This window comes from Microbacterium sp. P2_F9 (genome assembly GCF_056403635.1).
Map to the genome: position 1 here is coordinate 1 of NZ_JBFUFC010000085.1, position 15,954 is coordinate 15,954.

The 15,954-nt window shown below is 65.1% G+C and carries 14 protein-coding genes; 3 read left to right on the top strand and 11 right to left on the bottom strand.

Translation table 11 applies throughout. The features are described 5' to 3' along the window. Positions 1–588, bottom strand: a 588-nt coding sequence (locus AC1DVT_RS10675; RefSeq protein ID WP_477388793.1) for an MFS transporter, incomplete at its 3' end; no start/stop codon positions are given. 34 nt (positions 589–622) lie between these two features. Then, entirely contained in the window at positions 623–1,006 is a 384-nt protein-coding gene (locus AC1DVT_RS10680) for a family 1 glycosylhydrolase (protein WP_477388795.1), read from the bottom strand. A gap of 92 nt (positions 1,007–1,098) precedes the next feature. Here AC1DVT_RS10680 and AC1DVT_RS10685 point away from each other — a divergent pair, with 92 nt between their 5' ends. Further along, on the top strand, positions 1,099–1,713 hold the full coding sequence (locus AC1DVT_RS10685; protein ID WP_457102024.1) for a TetR/AcrR family transcriptional regulator: 615 nt from the start codon (positions 1,099–1,101) through the stop codon (positions 1,711–1,713). A 92-nt stretch (positions 1,714–1,805) separates the two neighbouring features. On the opposite strand, the gene AC1DVT_RS10690 is transcribed toward AC1DVT_RS10685, so the two are convergent. The 8 genes from AC1DVT_RS10690 to uxaC form a co-directional block, all read right to left on the bottom strand. Next, positions 1,806–3,092 carry an alpha/beta hydrolase gene (locus tag AC1DVT_RS10690; RefSeq protein WP_457101999.1) on the bottom strand — a complete coding sequence of 429 codons (1,287 nt, stop codon included), beginning with the start codon at positions 3,090–3,092 and terminating at the stop codon, positions 1,806–1,808. A 75-nt stretch (positions 3,093–3,167) separates the two neighbouring features. Then, positions 3,168–4,622 carry a glycoside hydrolase family 43 protein gene (locus AC1DVT_RS10695; protein WP_457102000.1) on the bottom strand — a complete coding sequence of 485 codons (1,455 nt, stop codon included), beginning with the start codon at positions 4,620–4,622 and terminating at the stop codon, positions 3,168–3,170. After that, positions 4,619–5,449, bottom strand: a complete 831-nt coding sequence (locus AC1DVT_RS10700; protein WP_457102001.1) for an ATP-binding cassette domain-containing protein — start codon at positions 5,447–5,449, stop codon at positions 4,619–4,621. The genes AC1DVT_RS10695 and AC1DVT_RS10700 overlap by 4 nt, the downstream gene beginning before the upstream one ends. Continuing rightward, on the bottom strand, positions 5,446–7,329 hold the full coding sequence (locus AC1DVT_RS10705; protein ID WP_477388798.1) for a dipeptide/oligopeptide/nickel ABC transporter permease/ATP-binding protein: 1,884 nt from the start codon (positions 7,327–7,329) through the stop codon (positions 5,446–5,448). Before AC1DVT_RS10705 ends, AC1DVT_RS10700 begins: the two co-directional genes overlap by 4 nt. Further along, positions 7,326–8,267 (bottom strand): ABC transporter permease, encoded by a 942-nt coding sequence (locus AC1DVT_RS10710; protein ID WP_457102003.1) that lies wholly within the window; start codon positions 8,265–8,267, stop codon positions 7,326–7,328. Before AC1DVT_RS10710 ends, AC1DVT_RS10705 begins: the two co-directional genes overlap by 4 nt. A gap of 49 nt (positions 8,268–8,316) precedes the next feature. Next, a complete protein-coding gene (locus tag AC1DVT_RS10715; protein WP_457102004.1) occupies positions 8,317–9,660 on the bottom strand; it encodes an ABC transporter substrate-binding protein in 1,344 nt (447 codons plus the stop codon). 331 nt (positions 9,661–9,991) lie between these two features. Further along, positions 9,992–11,371 carry a mannitol dehydrogenase family protein gene (locus AC1DVT_RS10720; RefSeq protein ID WP_457102005.1) on the bottom strand — a complete coding sequence of 460 codons (1,380 nt, stop codon included), beginning with the start codon at positions 11,369–11,371 and terminating at the stop codon, positions 9,992–9,994. Then, positions 11,368–12,771 carry a glucuronate isomerase gene (gene uxaC, locus AC1DVT_RS10725; RefSeq protein WP_477388801.1) on the bottom strand — a complete coding sequence of 468 codons (1,404 nt, stop codon included), beginning with the start codon at positions 12,769–12,771 and terminating at the stop codon, positions 11,368–11,370. Before uxaC ends, AC1DVT_RS10720 begins: the two co-directional genes overlap by 4 nt. A 178-nt stretch (positions 12,772–12,949) precedes the next feature. Here uxaC and manD point away from each other — a divergent pair, with 178 nt between their 5' ends. Both manD and AC1DVT_RS10735 read left to right on the top strand, forming a co-directional pair. Next, positions 12,950–14,188, top strand: coding sequence for a D-mannonate dehydratase ManD (manD, locus tag AC1DVT_RS10730; RefSeq protein ID WP_457102007.1), 1,239 nt, complete (start codon positions 12,950–12,952; stop codon positions 14,186–14,188). A 37-nt stretch (positions 14,189–14,225) separates the two neighbouring features. Beyond that, positions 14,226–15,239, top strand: a complete 1,014-nt coding sequence (locus AC1DVT_RS10735; protein ID WP_457102008.1) for an SDR family NAD(P)-dependent oxidoreductase — start codon at positions 14,226–14,228, stop codon at positions 15,237–15,239. A gap of 100 nt (positions 15,240–15,339) precedes the next feature. Here AC1DVT_RS10735 and AC1DVT_RS10740 read toward each other — a convergent pair whose 3' ends face one another. After that, the gene (locus AC1DVT_RS10740; protein WP_457102009.1) at positions 15,340–15,720 is read right to left on the bottom strand and encodes a hypothetical protein; all 381 of its coding nucleotides are present in this window, start codon (positions 15,718–15,720) and stop codon (positions 15,340–15,342) included. Between the last annotated feature and the right edge of the window lie 234 nt (positions 15,721–15,954).

The window sequence follows — 15,954 nt, forward strand, 5'->3', positions numbered from 1 at the left end:
GATCACCGGAGCGATCTGCATGGCCAGCCCGGTCATCCCCGAGACCTTGCCCCGCTGGTGGGCGGGCAGTCGGTCGGCCTGCCAGTTGCCGATCGACCCACCCACCGTGTTCCACCCCATAGTGGAGAGCACCCATCCCGCGGCGAGCACGATGAGATTGGGGGCGAGCGCCATCGTCGGAACGGCGATGAGGCCGAGGACGACACMGATGACGGTGAACGGACGTCGGCGACCCCACCGAGACCGAGTGCGGTCGCTCAGGATGCCGGTGAGCGGTGCGACGACGAGCGTCGCCGCCGAGCCGATCCCGAGCATGTAGCCGAGGATGTCGGCCCTTCCGGGGGCGAGCTGGTCGAGTCGTACGGCGAGAGAGTATGACATCGGCACGATCATCGCCATGCCGGTCCCGAAAGTCGCCGCCACCAGCAGGATGATCCCCCACACCGGCACGGGTGACAGCTCGGCTGGTCGGGGGACTGCCGCGGTCGGCTCGGCGATTGGGGGCTGCGCCAGCGCCGTATTCGCGGGGACGACGCGGGGCTCGTCGTCGGCGCCGATGGGCTCGTCTTCGTCAGCGAGGCGAGTCATGCGTGCTCCAAGGCGCGAGGTCGGACTCGCCCGCTCAGGCGAGCACGCCTCGACGCGCGACCTCACCCAGCCACGCGAGGCTGGAGTGCTGCAGGGTGATCACCCGGGTCACGTCGAACTCGAAGCATGTTTCGATCATGCGGCGGTAGTGCGCCAGTTCCGCGCGAGAGATGTGCCCGGGGATGGGCTCGATACGAGACCACTCGATGCCGAAGCGGTAGCTGTTCGGGCCTGCGGCAGCGAGGAGGGAGATGTCGTCCCGATATCGGTGATAGCTGTCGACTGCGTCGCCGGACAACTCAATGCCAGGCGTGATCTGCTCGCGCGCCCACCAGTCGCTGTTGATGTTGTTGCCTTCGATCTGGTGCGGGGCCGTCGCAGCCCCCCACAGGAACCTGTCTGGGAAGTTCGYCACCATTGATCTCTTCCTCCGAGTTCGCGTCGTGACAACCGATTGCCCGACCACTGTAGCATAATCTCGAAAGGTCTTACTATTTCTTGGGGGGGCTGATGGCACGGACATATGCCAAGACCGCAGGCGTTCGTCAGTCGATCGTCGCGGCGTGTGCGTCGGCGTTCGGCGAAAGCGGATTCCACGGGGTGTCCATGGCCGAGATCGCGCGGCGCGCCGGGATCAGCCATACCGGACTGCTTCATCACTTTCCCCGAAAGGAGGACCTGCTGACGGCGGTGCTGGCTCTGCAGGACGAAAACAGCGCGGCCTACCTGCTCGAGTACGGCACATTCGATCTCGAATCAGATCCCGTCGACGTGCTTCGCGGCATGGTGAACACTCTCGTTGCGCGTGACCGCCATGCCGGGCTCGTGGAACTGAGCGCAGTGCTTACCGGTGAGGCAGCCCCCTCTACTCACCCGGCCCACGACCATTTCGCACGCCGGTATGACGACATCCGTCGCTTCCTGGGTCGGCTGTTCCAGCGCCTTCACGATGACGGCAGACTGGTGGGCGAAGCGAGCCCCGACCAGCTCGCGGCCGCCACGATCGCCCTCACCGAGGGCCTGCACCTGCAATGGCTTTACTCCACGGATCGTCGATTCGATGCGGACTCGGTGCTGCGCGCGACACTGGGCTCGTTCGTGCCAGAGCTGCGCGGCGACGATTGAGCGAGTTCGAAGGCCGCGGCGTCGAATCCGTGTGGATCGTTCGTGATGAACGGATGCTGCGCACGACGCGTCGGTGCGCAGCATCGGTCGACTCACCCGTCGAGTGGCTCGACCCAGACAGTGGCTTTCGTGCCGACCGACACTACGGATTCCGGGCCGGCAGCGCCATCCAGTTCGAGTGCCACGGCCGCTCGTCCGCCCTCGTCTGCGCGCAGTTCGGCGACAGTCGTCAGGTTGTCCTCGTAGGCGGATGTGACTCGTACCCGCCCGCTCGGTGAAGTCAGCGGAGGCGTCGTGACGATGGCTGAGCCGGCGCCTGTGAACACGAAGGAGCCCGGCGCGGCGACCTCGAGGGAGCTGAAGCCCGCAGCTGCCCGGGTGAGGGCGACATCCCAGCCGAAGATCGAGAACGCGTCGGCGATCGAGATGTACGCGAAGCCCGACGGGTGAGCGTCGAGCTCGCTCCACGTCTTCGACAGGTGGGGCAGCCATTCGCGCAAGGCTCGATTCCACGTCGCCCACTCGTGGCTCATGCCTTCGTACAGCGTGAACTCGTGGTCGATCTCCAGGTCGTCCAGCCGAGCATGGAGCGCCTCGGAGCCGGCCTTGATGAACGTACCCTCGGGCTCCCCCTCGTCGCCGGTATAGATCGAAACGTCCGTGTTTCGGAGGTTGATGGCCAGATCCGGCCCATTCACCGCGCGCCACCTCAGCTCGTCCGCGTCGGGATCTCCCCAGATCTGGCGCGCAACGAAGCTGCCCGCGCCGCGCCATCCGCTCTCTGGCTGCATGATGTCGACGTCACCCGAGAACGCCGCCGCGACGCCGAAGAGGTCGGGCCGCTGGGCCGCGTACCGCACCGCCGCGCCGCCCATGGACAGTCCGGCCGCCGCACGGCCGGTTCGGTCGGCGATCGTTCGGAAGTTCGCATCCACCCAGGGAACGAGCTGGTCGAGGTGGTAGGCAGCCCAGCGTGGGGCCCCGAACCGCCCATCGTTATACCAGTCGGCGTATCCGCCCGCGGTGCCTCCGTCGGGCATGACGACGATGAGAGGCGTTTCGCCGGTGATCGCCTCAGCGTCGCCTTTGCCGTCGGGCGTCGTCCAGGAGGCATAGTCGTCGCCACCGCCGTGCAGCAGATAGAGCACCGGGTAACGCCGCTCCGCGTCATGGTCGTAATCGACAGGAAGGAGCACGCGAACCCGAGTCAGGCCCGCCGGATCCCCGCCGAACGGGAATCCCGGCGCGGTCGCCAGCGCGTCGGTGCGGAGTGTGAATTCTTTCAGGCGCGGGGACAGATCGATGACTGCCCCCGCGGATGTCAGGAGGTCCGCGGTGCCCCTTGCGTCGTCGGTTCGTGCATTGTCCGTTGTGGTCATCTTGCGGCCTTTCTGTTTCAGCATCTTGTGCGTTCGACCTGGCGGAGCTCGTGCGGTCCTGGGTCGCGAAGCTGGCTACGGCGACGAATAGGCGAACGCCGTGACCACGGCGTCCGACCCGAGCGCTTCCACACCGACGACGCGACCCGTGAATCCACCGGCGACTTCGGTGGAGAGGTATCGGCCGTCGAAGGAGGCGAGTTCGAGGAAGTGTCCCGAGCGCATCACTCCCAGCATCAGCCGGTCGGGGCCCTGCCTCTGCCCCGGTAGACCTCCGGAGGGCACGGCCCGCACCATCAGCTCGGCGTCTTTCCCGAGGTCGGATCGCCGCGCCAGCCTCTGATCCGCGGGACCGATCACCACTCGCGCGGTGACGACCTCGCCAACTCGTTCCACCATCGCCTGGTGCTCATCGTCGATGCGGACTGTCATCGAGAGGTCACCCGCCCCGCGTACGGTCGCCGTCCATTCGTGATCGGTCACCCGCACTGCCAGCAGCCGGTTCGCGGTTGCGCTGTCGGGTGTTCGGCCGGCGCTGAGGCGAAGTCCCGACTCCGACGGCACCGCGAACGTCGTCGGGTCAGCGCCAGGCGCGATCCATCGTGGGTGCAGGAATGGTTCGGTGAACGCCTCGGAGAAGTCGGACCGAGGGTGCACCGCCGAGTACCGCTCTTCGACGATCACGGGCCAGTCTTCCACCCAGTCCACGCCCGTCAGGAATGTCTCTCGACCGTTGGTGTGCCACTTCGGGAACGATCCCCGTGGGCGAGTACCCAGGTGCACCATGCCCCACGACCCATCCGCGAGCTCGAGCATGTCAGCGTGACCGGTCGATTGCACCGGATCCGTGGTGCTGCGATGAGTGAGGATCGGGTTCGCTGGGTTTGATTCAAAAGGGCCGGAGATGGCGCGTGAACGCGCAATCGTAACCATATGTCCGGCGGCGGTTCCGCCCTCAGCAACCAGGAGGTACCACCAGTCATTGCGCCGGAACAGGTGGGGTCCTTCGGCGTGTGCGCCACCGGTTCCTCGCCATATCTCCTGAGCCGTAGTGAGGAGGCTTCCAGTGAAGGGATCGACCTGCACCTGGGAGATTCCGCCGCGCACGACGTCCGACCAAGTGAGGTAGCACGAGCCCTCCTCGTCCCAGCTGAGGTCGGGATCGATTCCAATCAACCCGGAGGTGTAGACGGGATCACTCCAGGGGCCGGACGGGTCAGACGCGTGCACAATGAGATGACCGTCCCTGATGTCGTGAAGGTTCGTGGTCGTCATCCAGAACCGCCCATCGTGGTGGCGAACCGTGGGGGCGTAGATGCCCCCGCTGGCGTTGTCGATCCCCTTACGCACGTTCAGCTGCGAGGGGCGGGTGAGGACGTTGCCGAGCTGACGCCAAGAGATGAAGTCGCGGCTGACGAAGATCGGAACGCCAGGGAAGTACTCGAAGGTGGATGTGACGAGGAAGTACTCGTCCCCCACACGGCAGATAGATGGGTCCGGATGGAATCCGGGAAGCGCCAGAGTTGTCACGAGGCCTCACCTGCGAGGACGTTCCTCCTCTGCTCCCGACGTTCCCGCTGCGCGCGCGGGTCCGCGACCGGAGCCGCCAGGAGCAGCTTCTGCGTGTAGGAATGAGAGGGACTCGAGGTGACGACCGGAGTGTCGCCGGATTCGACGATGTCACCCCGGTATAGGACGGCGACCCGGTGGCTGAGATGGCGGATCACCGAGAGGTCGTGGGAGATGAAGAGATACGCCACACCGGTGGCGCGCTGGATGTCGACGAACAGCTCCATCACCTTCGCCTGTGTCGAGAGGTCCAGCGCAGATACCGGTTCGTCGCAGACGATCAGCTTCGGTTGCGGGGCAAGTGCCCGCGCAATGGCCACGCGCTGACGTTGACCGCCGGAGAACTCGCGCGGAAACCGGTCAACGGAGTCCGCAGGCAGACCGACCTGGTCGAGCAGGCTGCGGACGCGGGATCTGGCGTCCTTGGCGGTGGAGCCCTGCACGACGAGGGGCTCGGCAAGGATGTCGCCGATCGTCATCGACGGGTTGAGCGATGTGTAGGGGTCCTGGAAGACGACCTGGATGTGGTCGGCCAAAGCACGACGAGCCTTGCCTTGGAGGCCGGAGATCTCATCCCCGTCGAAGCGGATGGACCCGCCAGACGGCTTTACGAGACCCAGCACGGCACGGCCGATCGTCGTCTTGCCAGACCCGGACTCGCCGACGAGTCCGACGGTCTCGCCGGACGCGACATCGATGCTCACCCCGTGCAGCACCTCGACGGGCTTGGCGCGGAAGCCCCGGCCGGCGAACGCGACGCGCAGGTCGCGGATCTCGAGCAGGCTCACTTCGCACCTCCATTGTTGATCGCCGGAACCGGCGGATCGGTGCGCACTGTGCTTTCGTCGAGAATCGCTCCGAGCAGCATCTTCGTGTACTCATGCTGGGGCGCGGTGAAGATCGCGTCGACATCTCCCTGTTCGACGATCTCGCCGTACTGCATCACCGCGATCTGATCGCACACGTCCGCGACGACTCCGAAGTTGTGAGTGACGAGCAGCACCGCCATGTTGAGTTCCGCCTGCAGGTCGCGCAGCAGGTCGAGGATCTCGGCCTGAACGGTCACGTCGAGTGCCGTGGTCGGTTCATCCGCGATGAGCAGCTTCGGTCGACTGGCGACCGCGCCGGCAATGAGCACGCGCTGCGCCATCCCGCCCGAGATCTGATGCGGGTAGGAATCGAAGGTTCTCTCGGGGTCATTGATACCCACTCGCTTCAAGAGGGCCAGAACGCGTTGCTTGGCCTCCTTCTTCGAGATTCCCAGTGCGGCTCGAACACCTTCCACGAGCTGCGCCCCGACCTTGAACGACGGGTCGAGGTTCGACATCGGCTCCTGCGGAATATAGGCGATCTCCTTGCCGCGCAGTGGTCGCATCTGCCTGTCAGTGAGGCCGATCAGCTCCTTGCCGTCGAACAGGATGGATCCGCGCACGATCACCGCTTCGTTGGGGAGCACGCCGAGAGTCGCGAAGGCGGTCTGCGATTTGCCGGATCCCGACTCGCCGACCAATCCCGTGACCTTTCCTCGGGGCACGCTCAGGGAGACGCCTCTCACGACCTCATTCAGGCGACCATCCGGACGTGGATATGCGATTGCAAGGTCGCGGATATCGAGCAGTGAGCGGGCGCCTCGGTCGGCGTCGCCGATGTCGTCGCTGGCGACTCGCTGACCCGCACCGACTTTGAACGGCTTGGGCTTTGACCCCTCGAGTGCATCGCGGAGCGAGTTGCCCAGCAGCACGAGTGAGGCGGTGATCACGCCGAGGCTGAGGCTCGGCCAAAGGAACTGCGTGGGCGCGATGTAGAGATTCCGGAAGCCCGATGCAATCATGGCGCCGAAGCTCGGCACCTCCAGTGAGCCGACACCGAGAAACGCGAGGCCGGATTGCACAGCGATGGCTGAGCCGAAGAGGAATGCCGTGGCGATGATGATGGGTCCGCGAACCACAAACAGGACGTGTCGTGCGAGGATGCGGAGGTTTCCGAGACCGGCCACGCGCGCGGCATCGACGTAGAGTTCGTTCTTCACGCCCAGCACGAGGTTACGCACGATCCGATAAACGCCGGGAGCGAGAAGAACTCCGAAAATCAGCATCGTCGCGCGATAGTCGCCCTTTGTTACGGGCATCAGGATGATGAGCAGCAACAGGCCCGGGAAGGTCATGATGAGGCTGAAGATCCACTCGGTGCTGGCCTGTGTGACGCGGCCGAAATAGCCGCCGACGAGCCCAGCCGTCACGCCTATGAGAAGCGCGACACTAGTGCCGATGAGACCGGCGATCACCGCTGTCTGAGTGGAATAGATAAGCCGGCTGAGGATGTCGCGGCCAGACTCGTCACCGCCGAGAGGGAATCCTGGAGTACCGACCGGAGCGTTGATGAGTGCCAGGTCGGATTCGTTCGGTCCGTGTGGCGCGAGGAACGTTGCAAGGAGGGCGATGAGCAGGGTCAACGCGAGAATGCCGATGGTGACCACGGCCTGCGGATCTTTCAGCAGCTTGCGCCACAGCGGGGTTCGACTTGACCGTGCGGCGGCAGCCACTGTTTGGAGAAGCTCGGTGCTGGGAGTCCTCACGGTCTTGGTGACGGCGTCGACGCCTTCTGACGTGGATGTCTCTGCCGGCTGGTCGGTGCCGGGGTTGATCGAGGGATCAATGGGCAGGGTCATCGGACTCTCGCTTTCGGGTTGAGCCAGCCGTTGGCCACGTCAGTGGAGAGGTTCACTACGATCACCAGCAGCACGCCGAACGCGGTGATGCCGAGGATGACCGGGATGTCGCCTTGCAGGGAGGCGTTGAACGCGTAGCTTCCGTAGCCCGGGAGCGCGAAGACGTTCTCGATGATCAGTGCGGCGCCGAACATCTGGATGAATTCCAGCGACAGGACAGTCAGCGCGGGGCTCCCGGCGTTGCGGAGGGCGTGTTTGAGGACGATCGCATTGGAGGAGACCCCTCGAGTGCGGAGGGTGCGAACGTAATCCTTGCGGAGCTCGTCGATCATCCGTCCGCGAACCTGGGCGGCCATATTGGCTATGCCGCCGATCATCAGCACAATGACCGGAATGGTGATGCTTCTGACCCACGCGGCAGGGTCCTCGGCGAGGGGTGTGAAGCCGGTGGCCGGCAGCCACCCCAGTCGAATCGCGAATACCCAGACCAGCGCGATGGCCAGCAGCAGCCCGGGAATCAGGTACCCGAATAGGGACACGCCCTGCGCGATGCGGTCGACCGCGCCGCCTCGAGAGGCTGCCCAGACGCCAAGGGTGGTGCCGATGATCAGGGTGAGGAACAGGGCGGGGATGATGATCGAAAGCGTTACCGCGAGACGTTGCAGAACTGAGGGCAGAACCGGAAGCGACGTGTAGACCGAGACTCCGAAGTCTCCTTGTATCGCGTGGAGGAGCCAGTCGATGTACTGCACGATGACCGGGCGGTCCCAGCCCTCTGCCGCCATCACTCCGGCGATAGTCTCCGGGTTCGCCGACGGGCCGAGAATTGTGCTGGCCACGTCTTCGAACGACGTGCTGAGCAGAAGATAGGTGATGAAGGTGACCAGCACGGCGAGGATGATGCCGGCACCCAGCCGCTTGGCGATGTAGGGGATCATCTCTTTTTCCAATCCAGATGGGGGCGGGCTTTCGCCCGCCCCCTCAGGGTCAGCCGCCGAACGTGAACGTTCGGATGGTGGACGGTGCGCCGCCGTAGTTGACGATCTTGATGCCGTCAGTGGATGCCCAGGTGGTCCCGAGGAAGACGACCGGTGCCTCGAATGCCTGGTCCACCGCGTATTCGTTGAGTTCCTTATACGTCGGCACCGCGGCCTCGAAGTCGACGGTGGAGTTGATGGTTCCGAACAGCTCGTCGAGGGTGTCGTCGGTGTAGTGCTGCGGGTTGCGGTCACCGTTGATGCTGTAGTGAGTGAATGCATCGGCGGGGTCCGAGTTGAAGCCCGTGATCTGGAACGTCAGTCCGAACTCGCCCGACTGCAGAGCCGACTGCGCCTGCTGCGGCGGCACGGCCACCCACTCCAACTTGAGACCGATGTCGTCGAACGCCTGCGACAGCGTCGGCTCGATCGACGTGGTGAGGAACGTGCTCGGGATCCGGAAGGTCTCCCCGGCGAACCCAGCGTCCTCCACGAGCTTCTTGCCCTTCTTGACGTCGTAGGAATACGTGTCATTCAAAGACTCGTCGTAGACCTCGCCAGCCGGGTTGAAGACCTGCTCTGTGACCATTCCATTACCCGCGTAGAGGCCCTTGAGGATGCCCTCGCGATCGAGCGCGTAGTTGATGGCCTGACGAACCCGCTGGTCGCCCAATGCCGGGAACTTGTCTCCAGCGCGATCGAGGATGTCGATATAGGCGACAGCCTGCGCACCGATCTTCGAGAGAGTGAACTTGTTCGGGTCGAGCTGTCCCTCAACCTGGCTCTGAACGGTGGCTGCGTTGATCTCACCGGCCTGCAGTGCGTTGAACGACGCGGTGGGGTCCTGCAGGACGCGAACTGTGAGGGTGGGGAACGGATAGGCGTCGGCGTTCCAATAGTCCTCGCGCTTCTTGAGCACGTATGAGGTGCCGGGCACTGTGGCAGCAACGTCCAGTGTGTACGGCCCCGAACCAACGGGATTGGTGGCGATGGCGGGGTCGTCGAGCGAGCGCGCATCTCCGATCGCCCCGGTGCCCAAGGCGAGCAGCCAGGGGAACTGCGGGTCGAACGCAGTGAACGACACCTTGACGGTCAGATCGTCGACAGCGGTCACGTCAGAAACGAGACCGTACCGCGGCTGCACGATGCCGGGAGTGTTCTTGCTTCGCAGCATGGTCGCGACGACGTCATCCGCCGTGACGGGTGCCCCATCGCTGAAGGTCATCCCCTCGTGCAGCTTGAGGGTCAGTTCCGTTCCGTCCTCGTTGTACTCCCAGCTGGTGGCGGCATTGGGGATGAGTTCTCCCGTCGAGCTGTCGCGGGCGAGCAGGGTGTCGTATATCGAGGACCACACGTACATCTGCTGTCCGTCCACCAGCTGCGCGGGGTCCAGAGAGTTCGGTGCGGAGACAGCTGCGATCGCGAGGTCGGGCGCAGGGCCAACGTTTGCTGCGGGAGACGCTGAACTCGTCGAGGACGAATCCGGCGCGCTGCAGGCGGAGAAAATCATTGCCCCTGCGACCAGCGCCGTGGCAGCGGCTAGGCCGCGGAAGCGGAATCGGGAAGTCGACATCGTTTCATACTCCTTTGGATGAGGGAAGCGGAGGCAACCGCTTGCTGTGGTCTGCCTGTGGTTCCGCTATCGCCAAGTAAATCAGCTCAGCGATCATTTGACAACCGATTGCCTAAATTCGGTCCAAAATGTTCGTACTGCGTCGTGATGAGAGCGTGGTCACGAGTTCGAGCACCCGCGACACGAAGCCTGGGTCTGCTGCCAGCACTTCTCCTAGCTGCCCGATGGAGCTCGCCACTGACCCGTGAGCCACAGGTTCGACCGCCCCGCCGGGGATGAGGCCCGTCGCCTGCGCGACGATCCATGAAGCGACGGCGAGGGCGCACCCACGCGCATCGCGACCGTTCGCCAAGGTGATCTCGGCGACAGGTGCGACTCTCAGCCGGACCTTGGTGCTCGAGTCCTGCACGATCTGACTCAGCAGATGCTCGATGCGCGGATTGGCGAACCTGGATAAGAGGGCGGCCCTGTATGCAGGCACGCCAAGGCCAGCTGGGAGCGCGGCTTCAGCATCATTCCAGAACTCCTCGACGGCCGACCGGCACACGGGATCTTTGATCGCGTCGGCCACGGTGGCGTGCCCGCGGAGCAGTCCCAGGCATGCCAAGAGCGTGTGCGCTCCGTTGAGGAGCCAGAGCTTGCGGGCCTCCCAAGGTTCGAGGTCATCGACGAATCGGGCGCCGGCACTCTCCCATGCTGGTCGACCGGCGGGGAAGCTGCCGCTGATGACCCAGTCGCGGAACGGTTCGGCAACGACCGGGGCGAGGTCGCCATACGTGGCGCGCAGAACCTCCTCCTGGTGGCTGGAGATCCTGGGGGTGATGCGATCCACCGAGCTGGACACGAATGACACGTTGTCCTCGATCCAAACGACCAGATCAGCCGCGGCGCCTGCTGCCCATTCCGTCAGACCGTGGCGGAGACGCCCGCCGTTGTCCGGCAGGTTGTCGCAGGAGAGGACCGCCAGCGGGCCGCCGCCTGCGCGCCTGCGGGACTCCAGCCCGAGAAGCAGCCGACCGGGCGCCGTCACGGGGCGCGCCGCCGCAAGTTCCAGACGACCGTCTGCAACTGAGCGCAACTCATCGCGATCACGCGCCACGCGCGGATCGTCGAAGTCCGGCTCGCCGTCCGAAGTGAGGCAGTAGCCGAGCTCGGTGATCGTCAGAGTGATAATCGCCGTCTCGGGCGCGGTCAGGTCCGTCATCAAGGAAGGGATGTCGTCACCTCGCTGGGCGCGAGAGATGCTGGTGATGACCTCATGCCTGTCGCCCTGATCGTCTCGCTCGATGAGGGTGTAGAGCCCGTCCTGGGCAGTGAGGCGATCGGAGAGCTCTCGGCTCCGGCCGGTGTATGCGGCGATCCCCCAGTGATCCGAGTCCGGGCTGGAATGCGTGTACCACGCAGTGTGTGATCTCGAGAAGGCTCCCAGCCCGAGGTGGACGATGCGAACGGGCGGGGCGGGGACCGCGCGATGCAGCGGAGAAGCGTTCATAGTTTGAACACCCGCTTGGGCTGGGCGCCGACCGAATCGACGATGATCCGCTCCGCATCGCGCGCATTCAGGCGGCCCTCCGCCACCAGCCTGGCAAGGAACGCCGCATCGGCTCGCCGAGCTGTGTCGTGACGAGCGGGGATGGACAGAAACGCTCGCGTATCGTCGATGAATCCCGACCCGCGTGAGAAGCCTGCGGTTTCAGTCACGGCGGAGCGGAACCGTGCGATGGCATCGGGAGCGTCGAGGAACCACCACGGCGCGCCGATGAATACCGAAGGGTAGAACCCGGCCAGCGGAGCGATCTCCCTCGAATAGACCGTCTCATCCACGGCGAAGAGCACCAGGTGGAAGTCCCTCTCGAGACCGAAGCGTTCCAGCAGCGGCCGGAGTCCGCGCACGAAGTCTGTCGCGACCGGAATGTCGTGCCCCGTGTCGGCCCCGAATTGGCGGTGCACTGCAGAACTGTGATTGCGCAGCACGCCGGCGTGCACCGTCATCACCAGCCCGTCGGACACGCTCATCCGGGCCATCTGAAACAGCATGTGCGCGCGAAAAGTCGAGCGCTCCGCGGCMGAGGCCGAGCCGTCGATGACGGCAGCGAAGAGCGATTGCGCATCAACGGAGTCCATGTCGACCGTAACGGGCTGCTCCACGCCGTGGTCGGCGGAGACCGCTCCGTGAGCCACGAAATACGCCCGCCGATCCTCCAATGCACGAAGATATCCATCGAACGTGGTGCGCTCCCCCGTAAACCCGAGGAGGGCTTCCACCCGCTGACCGAAGCCCTCCACGCCCGGATCGAGATAGCGGTCGGGTCGGAAGGTAGGGAGCACGCGCCCGGGGAGAAGGCCGCGCAGCGCGGCGTGGGCGGACAGATCGTCAAGAGGATCGTCCGTAGTCGCCAGGACCTCGATCTGGAACCGCTCGAACAGAGCACGTGGTCGGAAACCGGGCGATTCCAACTGCGTGGCGATCTTGTCGTAGAAGTGATCTGCCGTGTCGCCGTTGAGCTCCGCGTCGATTCCGAGAACCTGGGTGAACTCCTCCTCGAGCCAATAGCCCGACGCCGTCCCCGCGAAAAGGTGCCAATGCGACGCGAGGATCCGCCACACCTCGCGCGGGTCAGCAGCGTGGCCCGCGAGCCCGAGCTGTGCGTAGTCCACCCCCGCGGCGTGCAGCATGCGAGTGACGTAGTGGTCGTGCGTGACCAGGAGTGCAGTGGGGTTCTCGAATGACGTGTCATCGCGAAGCCACTCGACCGGCACATGACCGTGCGGAGAGACGATGGGCGCGGTGGCAACCGCCTCATAGAGCTGCCTTGCGATCTCGCGGGTTCGCGGGTCGGCGGGCAGCAGCCGATCTGGGTCACGACGTTTGGGGGGAAGACATTCCCTCATGATCCAAGTTCTGACATGGCTTGTCAATCGGTTGCAGCCTGCAACCAATACACCATCCACCTCGCTTGGATAGATGTCGTGCAACCGCTTGCCAACATGTTTCGTTTCTGGTTGACTGGGCCAGCCCGCATCGCCGCGCAATCAGGCGCCGCGGCTGTCCCCGACCGGAAGGCCCCCGATGCTCATCGACAAAGCAGAAGTCATTGTGACGAGTCCCGACCGCAACTTCGTGACGCTGAAGCTCACCACCGACGATGGGCTCACGGGTCTCGGCGACGCGACGCTGAACGGTCGCGAGCTCGCGGTCGTCGCCTACCTCACGGAGCATGTCGTGCCGCTGCTGATCGGGGCGGATGCGTCCAGGATCGAGGACACCTGGCAGTTCCTGTACCGCTCGGCGTACTGGCGGCGCGGTCCGGTGACGATGGCGGCGATCGCGTCGGTGGACATGGCGCTGTGGGACATCAAGGGCAAGGCGGCCGGGATGCCGGTGTACCAGCTGCTCGGTGGCGCGAGCCGGAACGGGCTGATGGCGTACGGTCACGCGTCAGGCAAGGAGCTGCCCGAGCTGTTCGATTCGATTCGCGCGCATCAGGAGCAGGGATACAAGGCGATCCGGGTGCAGACCGGGGTGCCGACCCTGAAGGCGATCTACGGCATCGCTGCCCAGGGCGCGGATGTCGGGGATGCGACGGTCCGGTACGACCACGAGCCGGCCCGTCGCGGTGCGAAACCCGTTGAGGAGGACTGGGACACCCGCGCGTACCTCAACCACCTGCCGGGTGTCTTCGAGGCCGTCCGCCACGAGTTCGGCCCCGACATCCCCCTGCTGCACGACGGGCACCACCGGATGACGCCCATCCAGGCCGCCCGGCTTGGCAAGGACCTCGAGCCGTACGACCTGTTCTGGCTCGAAGACTGCACCCCCGCGGAGAACCAGGAAGCGCTCCGACTGGTCCGCCAGCACACCACCACCCCGCTCGCGATCGGCGAGATCTTCAACACGATCTGGGACTTCAAGGACATCATCCGCGACCAGCTCATCGACTACGTCCGCGGTGCGGTCACCCACATGGGCGGGATCACCGCGCTCAAGAAGACGCTCGATTACGCCGCGATGTACCAGATCAAGTCCGGCATGCACGGGCCGACCGACATCTCGCCGGTCGGCATGGCGGCAGCGATGCACCTCGGGCTCGCCATCCACAACTTCGGCATCCAGGAGTACATGAAGCACGGCTCGAAGACCGACCAGGTCTTCGAGCAGTCCTTCACCTGGACCGACGGCTACCTGCACCCGGGCGACAAGCCCGGACTCGGCGTCGAGCTGAACACCGACGAGGCGGGAAAGTACCCGTACGAGCAGGCCTACCTTCCCTACAACCGACTGCTCGACGGCACCGTCCATGACTGGTGATCTGCCAGCCGCTCCCCCACCGAAAGATGCACACCCTATGACGAAGAATGCTCCATTGACCGCCGCTTCCTCCATCGGCGACTGGCTCGATCATCCGAAGGGCGGCCCGCTCGTTCGAGGGCTGCTGGAGAAGACCGGAGCTCAGGAAGAGATGCTCGCGCCGCTACGCGGGCTGCCGCTGCAGCAGCTCGTCGCCGCGAGCGCTGGGCAGATTCCCCAGTCCGTGGTCGAAGAGCTCGTCCTGGCCGCAAACGACGGTGTGATGCCCGCCGAGGGCGCCCCCGAGGGCTGGGTGGAACGACCTCACACGGGTCGCTTCGCAGGCAAGACGATCGCAGTGACCGGGGCAGCCTCGGGCATCGGGCGCGCAACCGCTTCGCGCATTGCGCGGGAGGGTGGGCGCGTGATCGCCGTCGACGTCTCCCAGGAACGTCTCGACGATCTGCGAGCAACACACCAGGATTTCGACATCGTGACCGTGCGTGCCGACATCACGGTGCAGGAGGATGTTGACGCCATCATCGCCGCCGCGGGTGGTCGGATCGACGCTCTGGCGAACGTCGCCGGCATCAATGACGACTTCTCGCCCGCGCACGAGACGAGTGACGCGGTGTGGGACCGGGTCCTCGCGATCAACCTCACGGGAGCGTTCAAGGTGCTCCGGGCGGTGCTCCCCGCCATGATCGATGCCGGATCCGGCTCGATAGTGAATGTCGCGAGCGAAGCGGCGTTGCGAGGCAACTCATCGGGGAACGCGTACACCGTCTCCAAACACGGCATCATCGGCCTGACAAAGTCGGCTGCATTCATGTACGGCCCGAAGGGCATCCGCGTCAACGCGGTGGCACCGGGTGGTGTTGCGACCGGCATCCCGATGCCGCCGCACATGTCGGAGCAGGGCTCCGCGCGCCTGCAACCTTTCCAAGCGATGATCCCGACGATTGCGACGGCCGAGCAACTCGCCGCATCCATCACATTTCTGCTGTCCGATGAGGGCGTGAACATCAACGGAGCGGTCCTTGCTTCCGATGGCGGCTGGTCGGTGCAGTAGCCCAACCAGTTCTGACAGAGCCCTCGCGACCCGGATCCCACGGTCGCGGGGGCTCGGTCATCCGACGGCGGTCACCCTCTCAGGTCGGACTGAAGCGGACTCAGAGCACGCCCTCCGGCAGCGACGGGACCTCCGCGGGATGCGGGGTCGGCTTCGGAATCAGCGCCGCGATGATCACGCAGGCCGCCGCGGCGAGCAGACCGCAAACGAGCGCCGATTGGAAGCCCGCATCGCTCGGCACGAGCAACAGGATGATCGGCGCGTTCCACCCCCACTGAGCGCCCTTGGATATCGCAAGGAGCACTCCCGTGGGTCCAACCGCGAGCCCGAGCGCAGCGACCAGGTCGAGCCGACCGCCGGTGCGCAGCGTGCCGTGGGGATCACGGCGGCGAACAATCCCAACGAGAGCGCCGAGATCGCGGCTGCGACCCAGAAGAGGGCGTGCGTGCCAGTCGAGGTACTCGGTGACGAGGGCGTCCACTGGCAATCCCAGCGCAGCCACCCACGCCGAGCGTCGCACTGACGAGAGCGATCGCTGATCCGAGGCGGCGAACGGGGACGGTGTCGCCTTCGGCTTGGTCGGGGTCAGCGCCCGCGCAGCGTGCTTTGACCCACGGGGACAGGCTCGCTACGGCCAGACGGAAACACGACGGTCCCTGCGCTGCCAGATGGGACGACCACGGTGACCTCCAGCTCATCCCCGATGAGTTTCCAC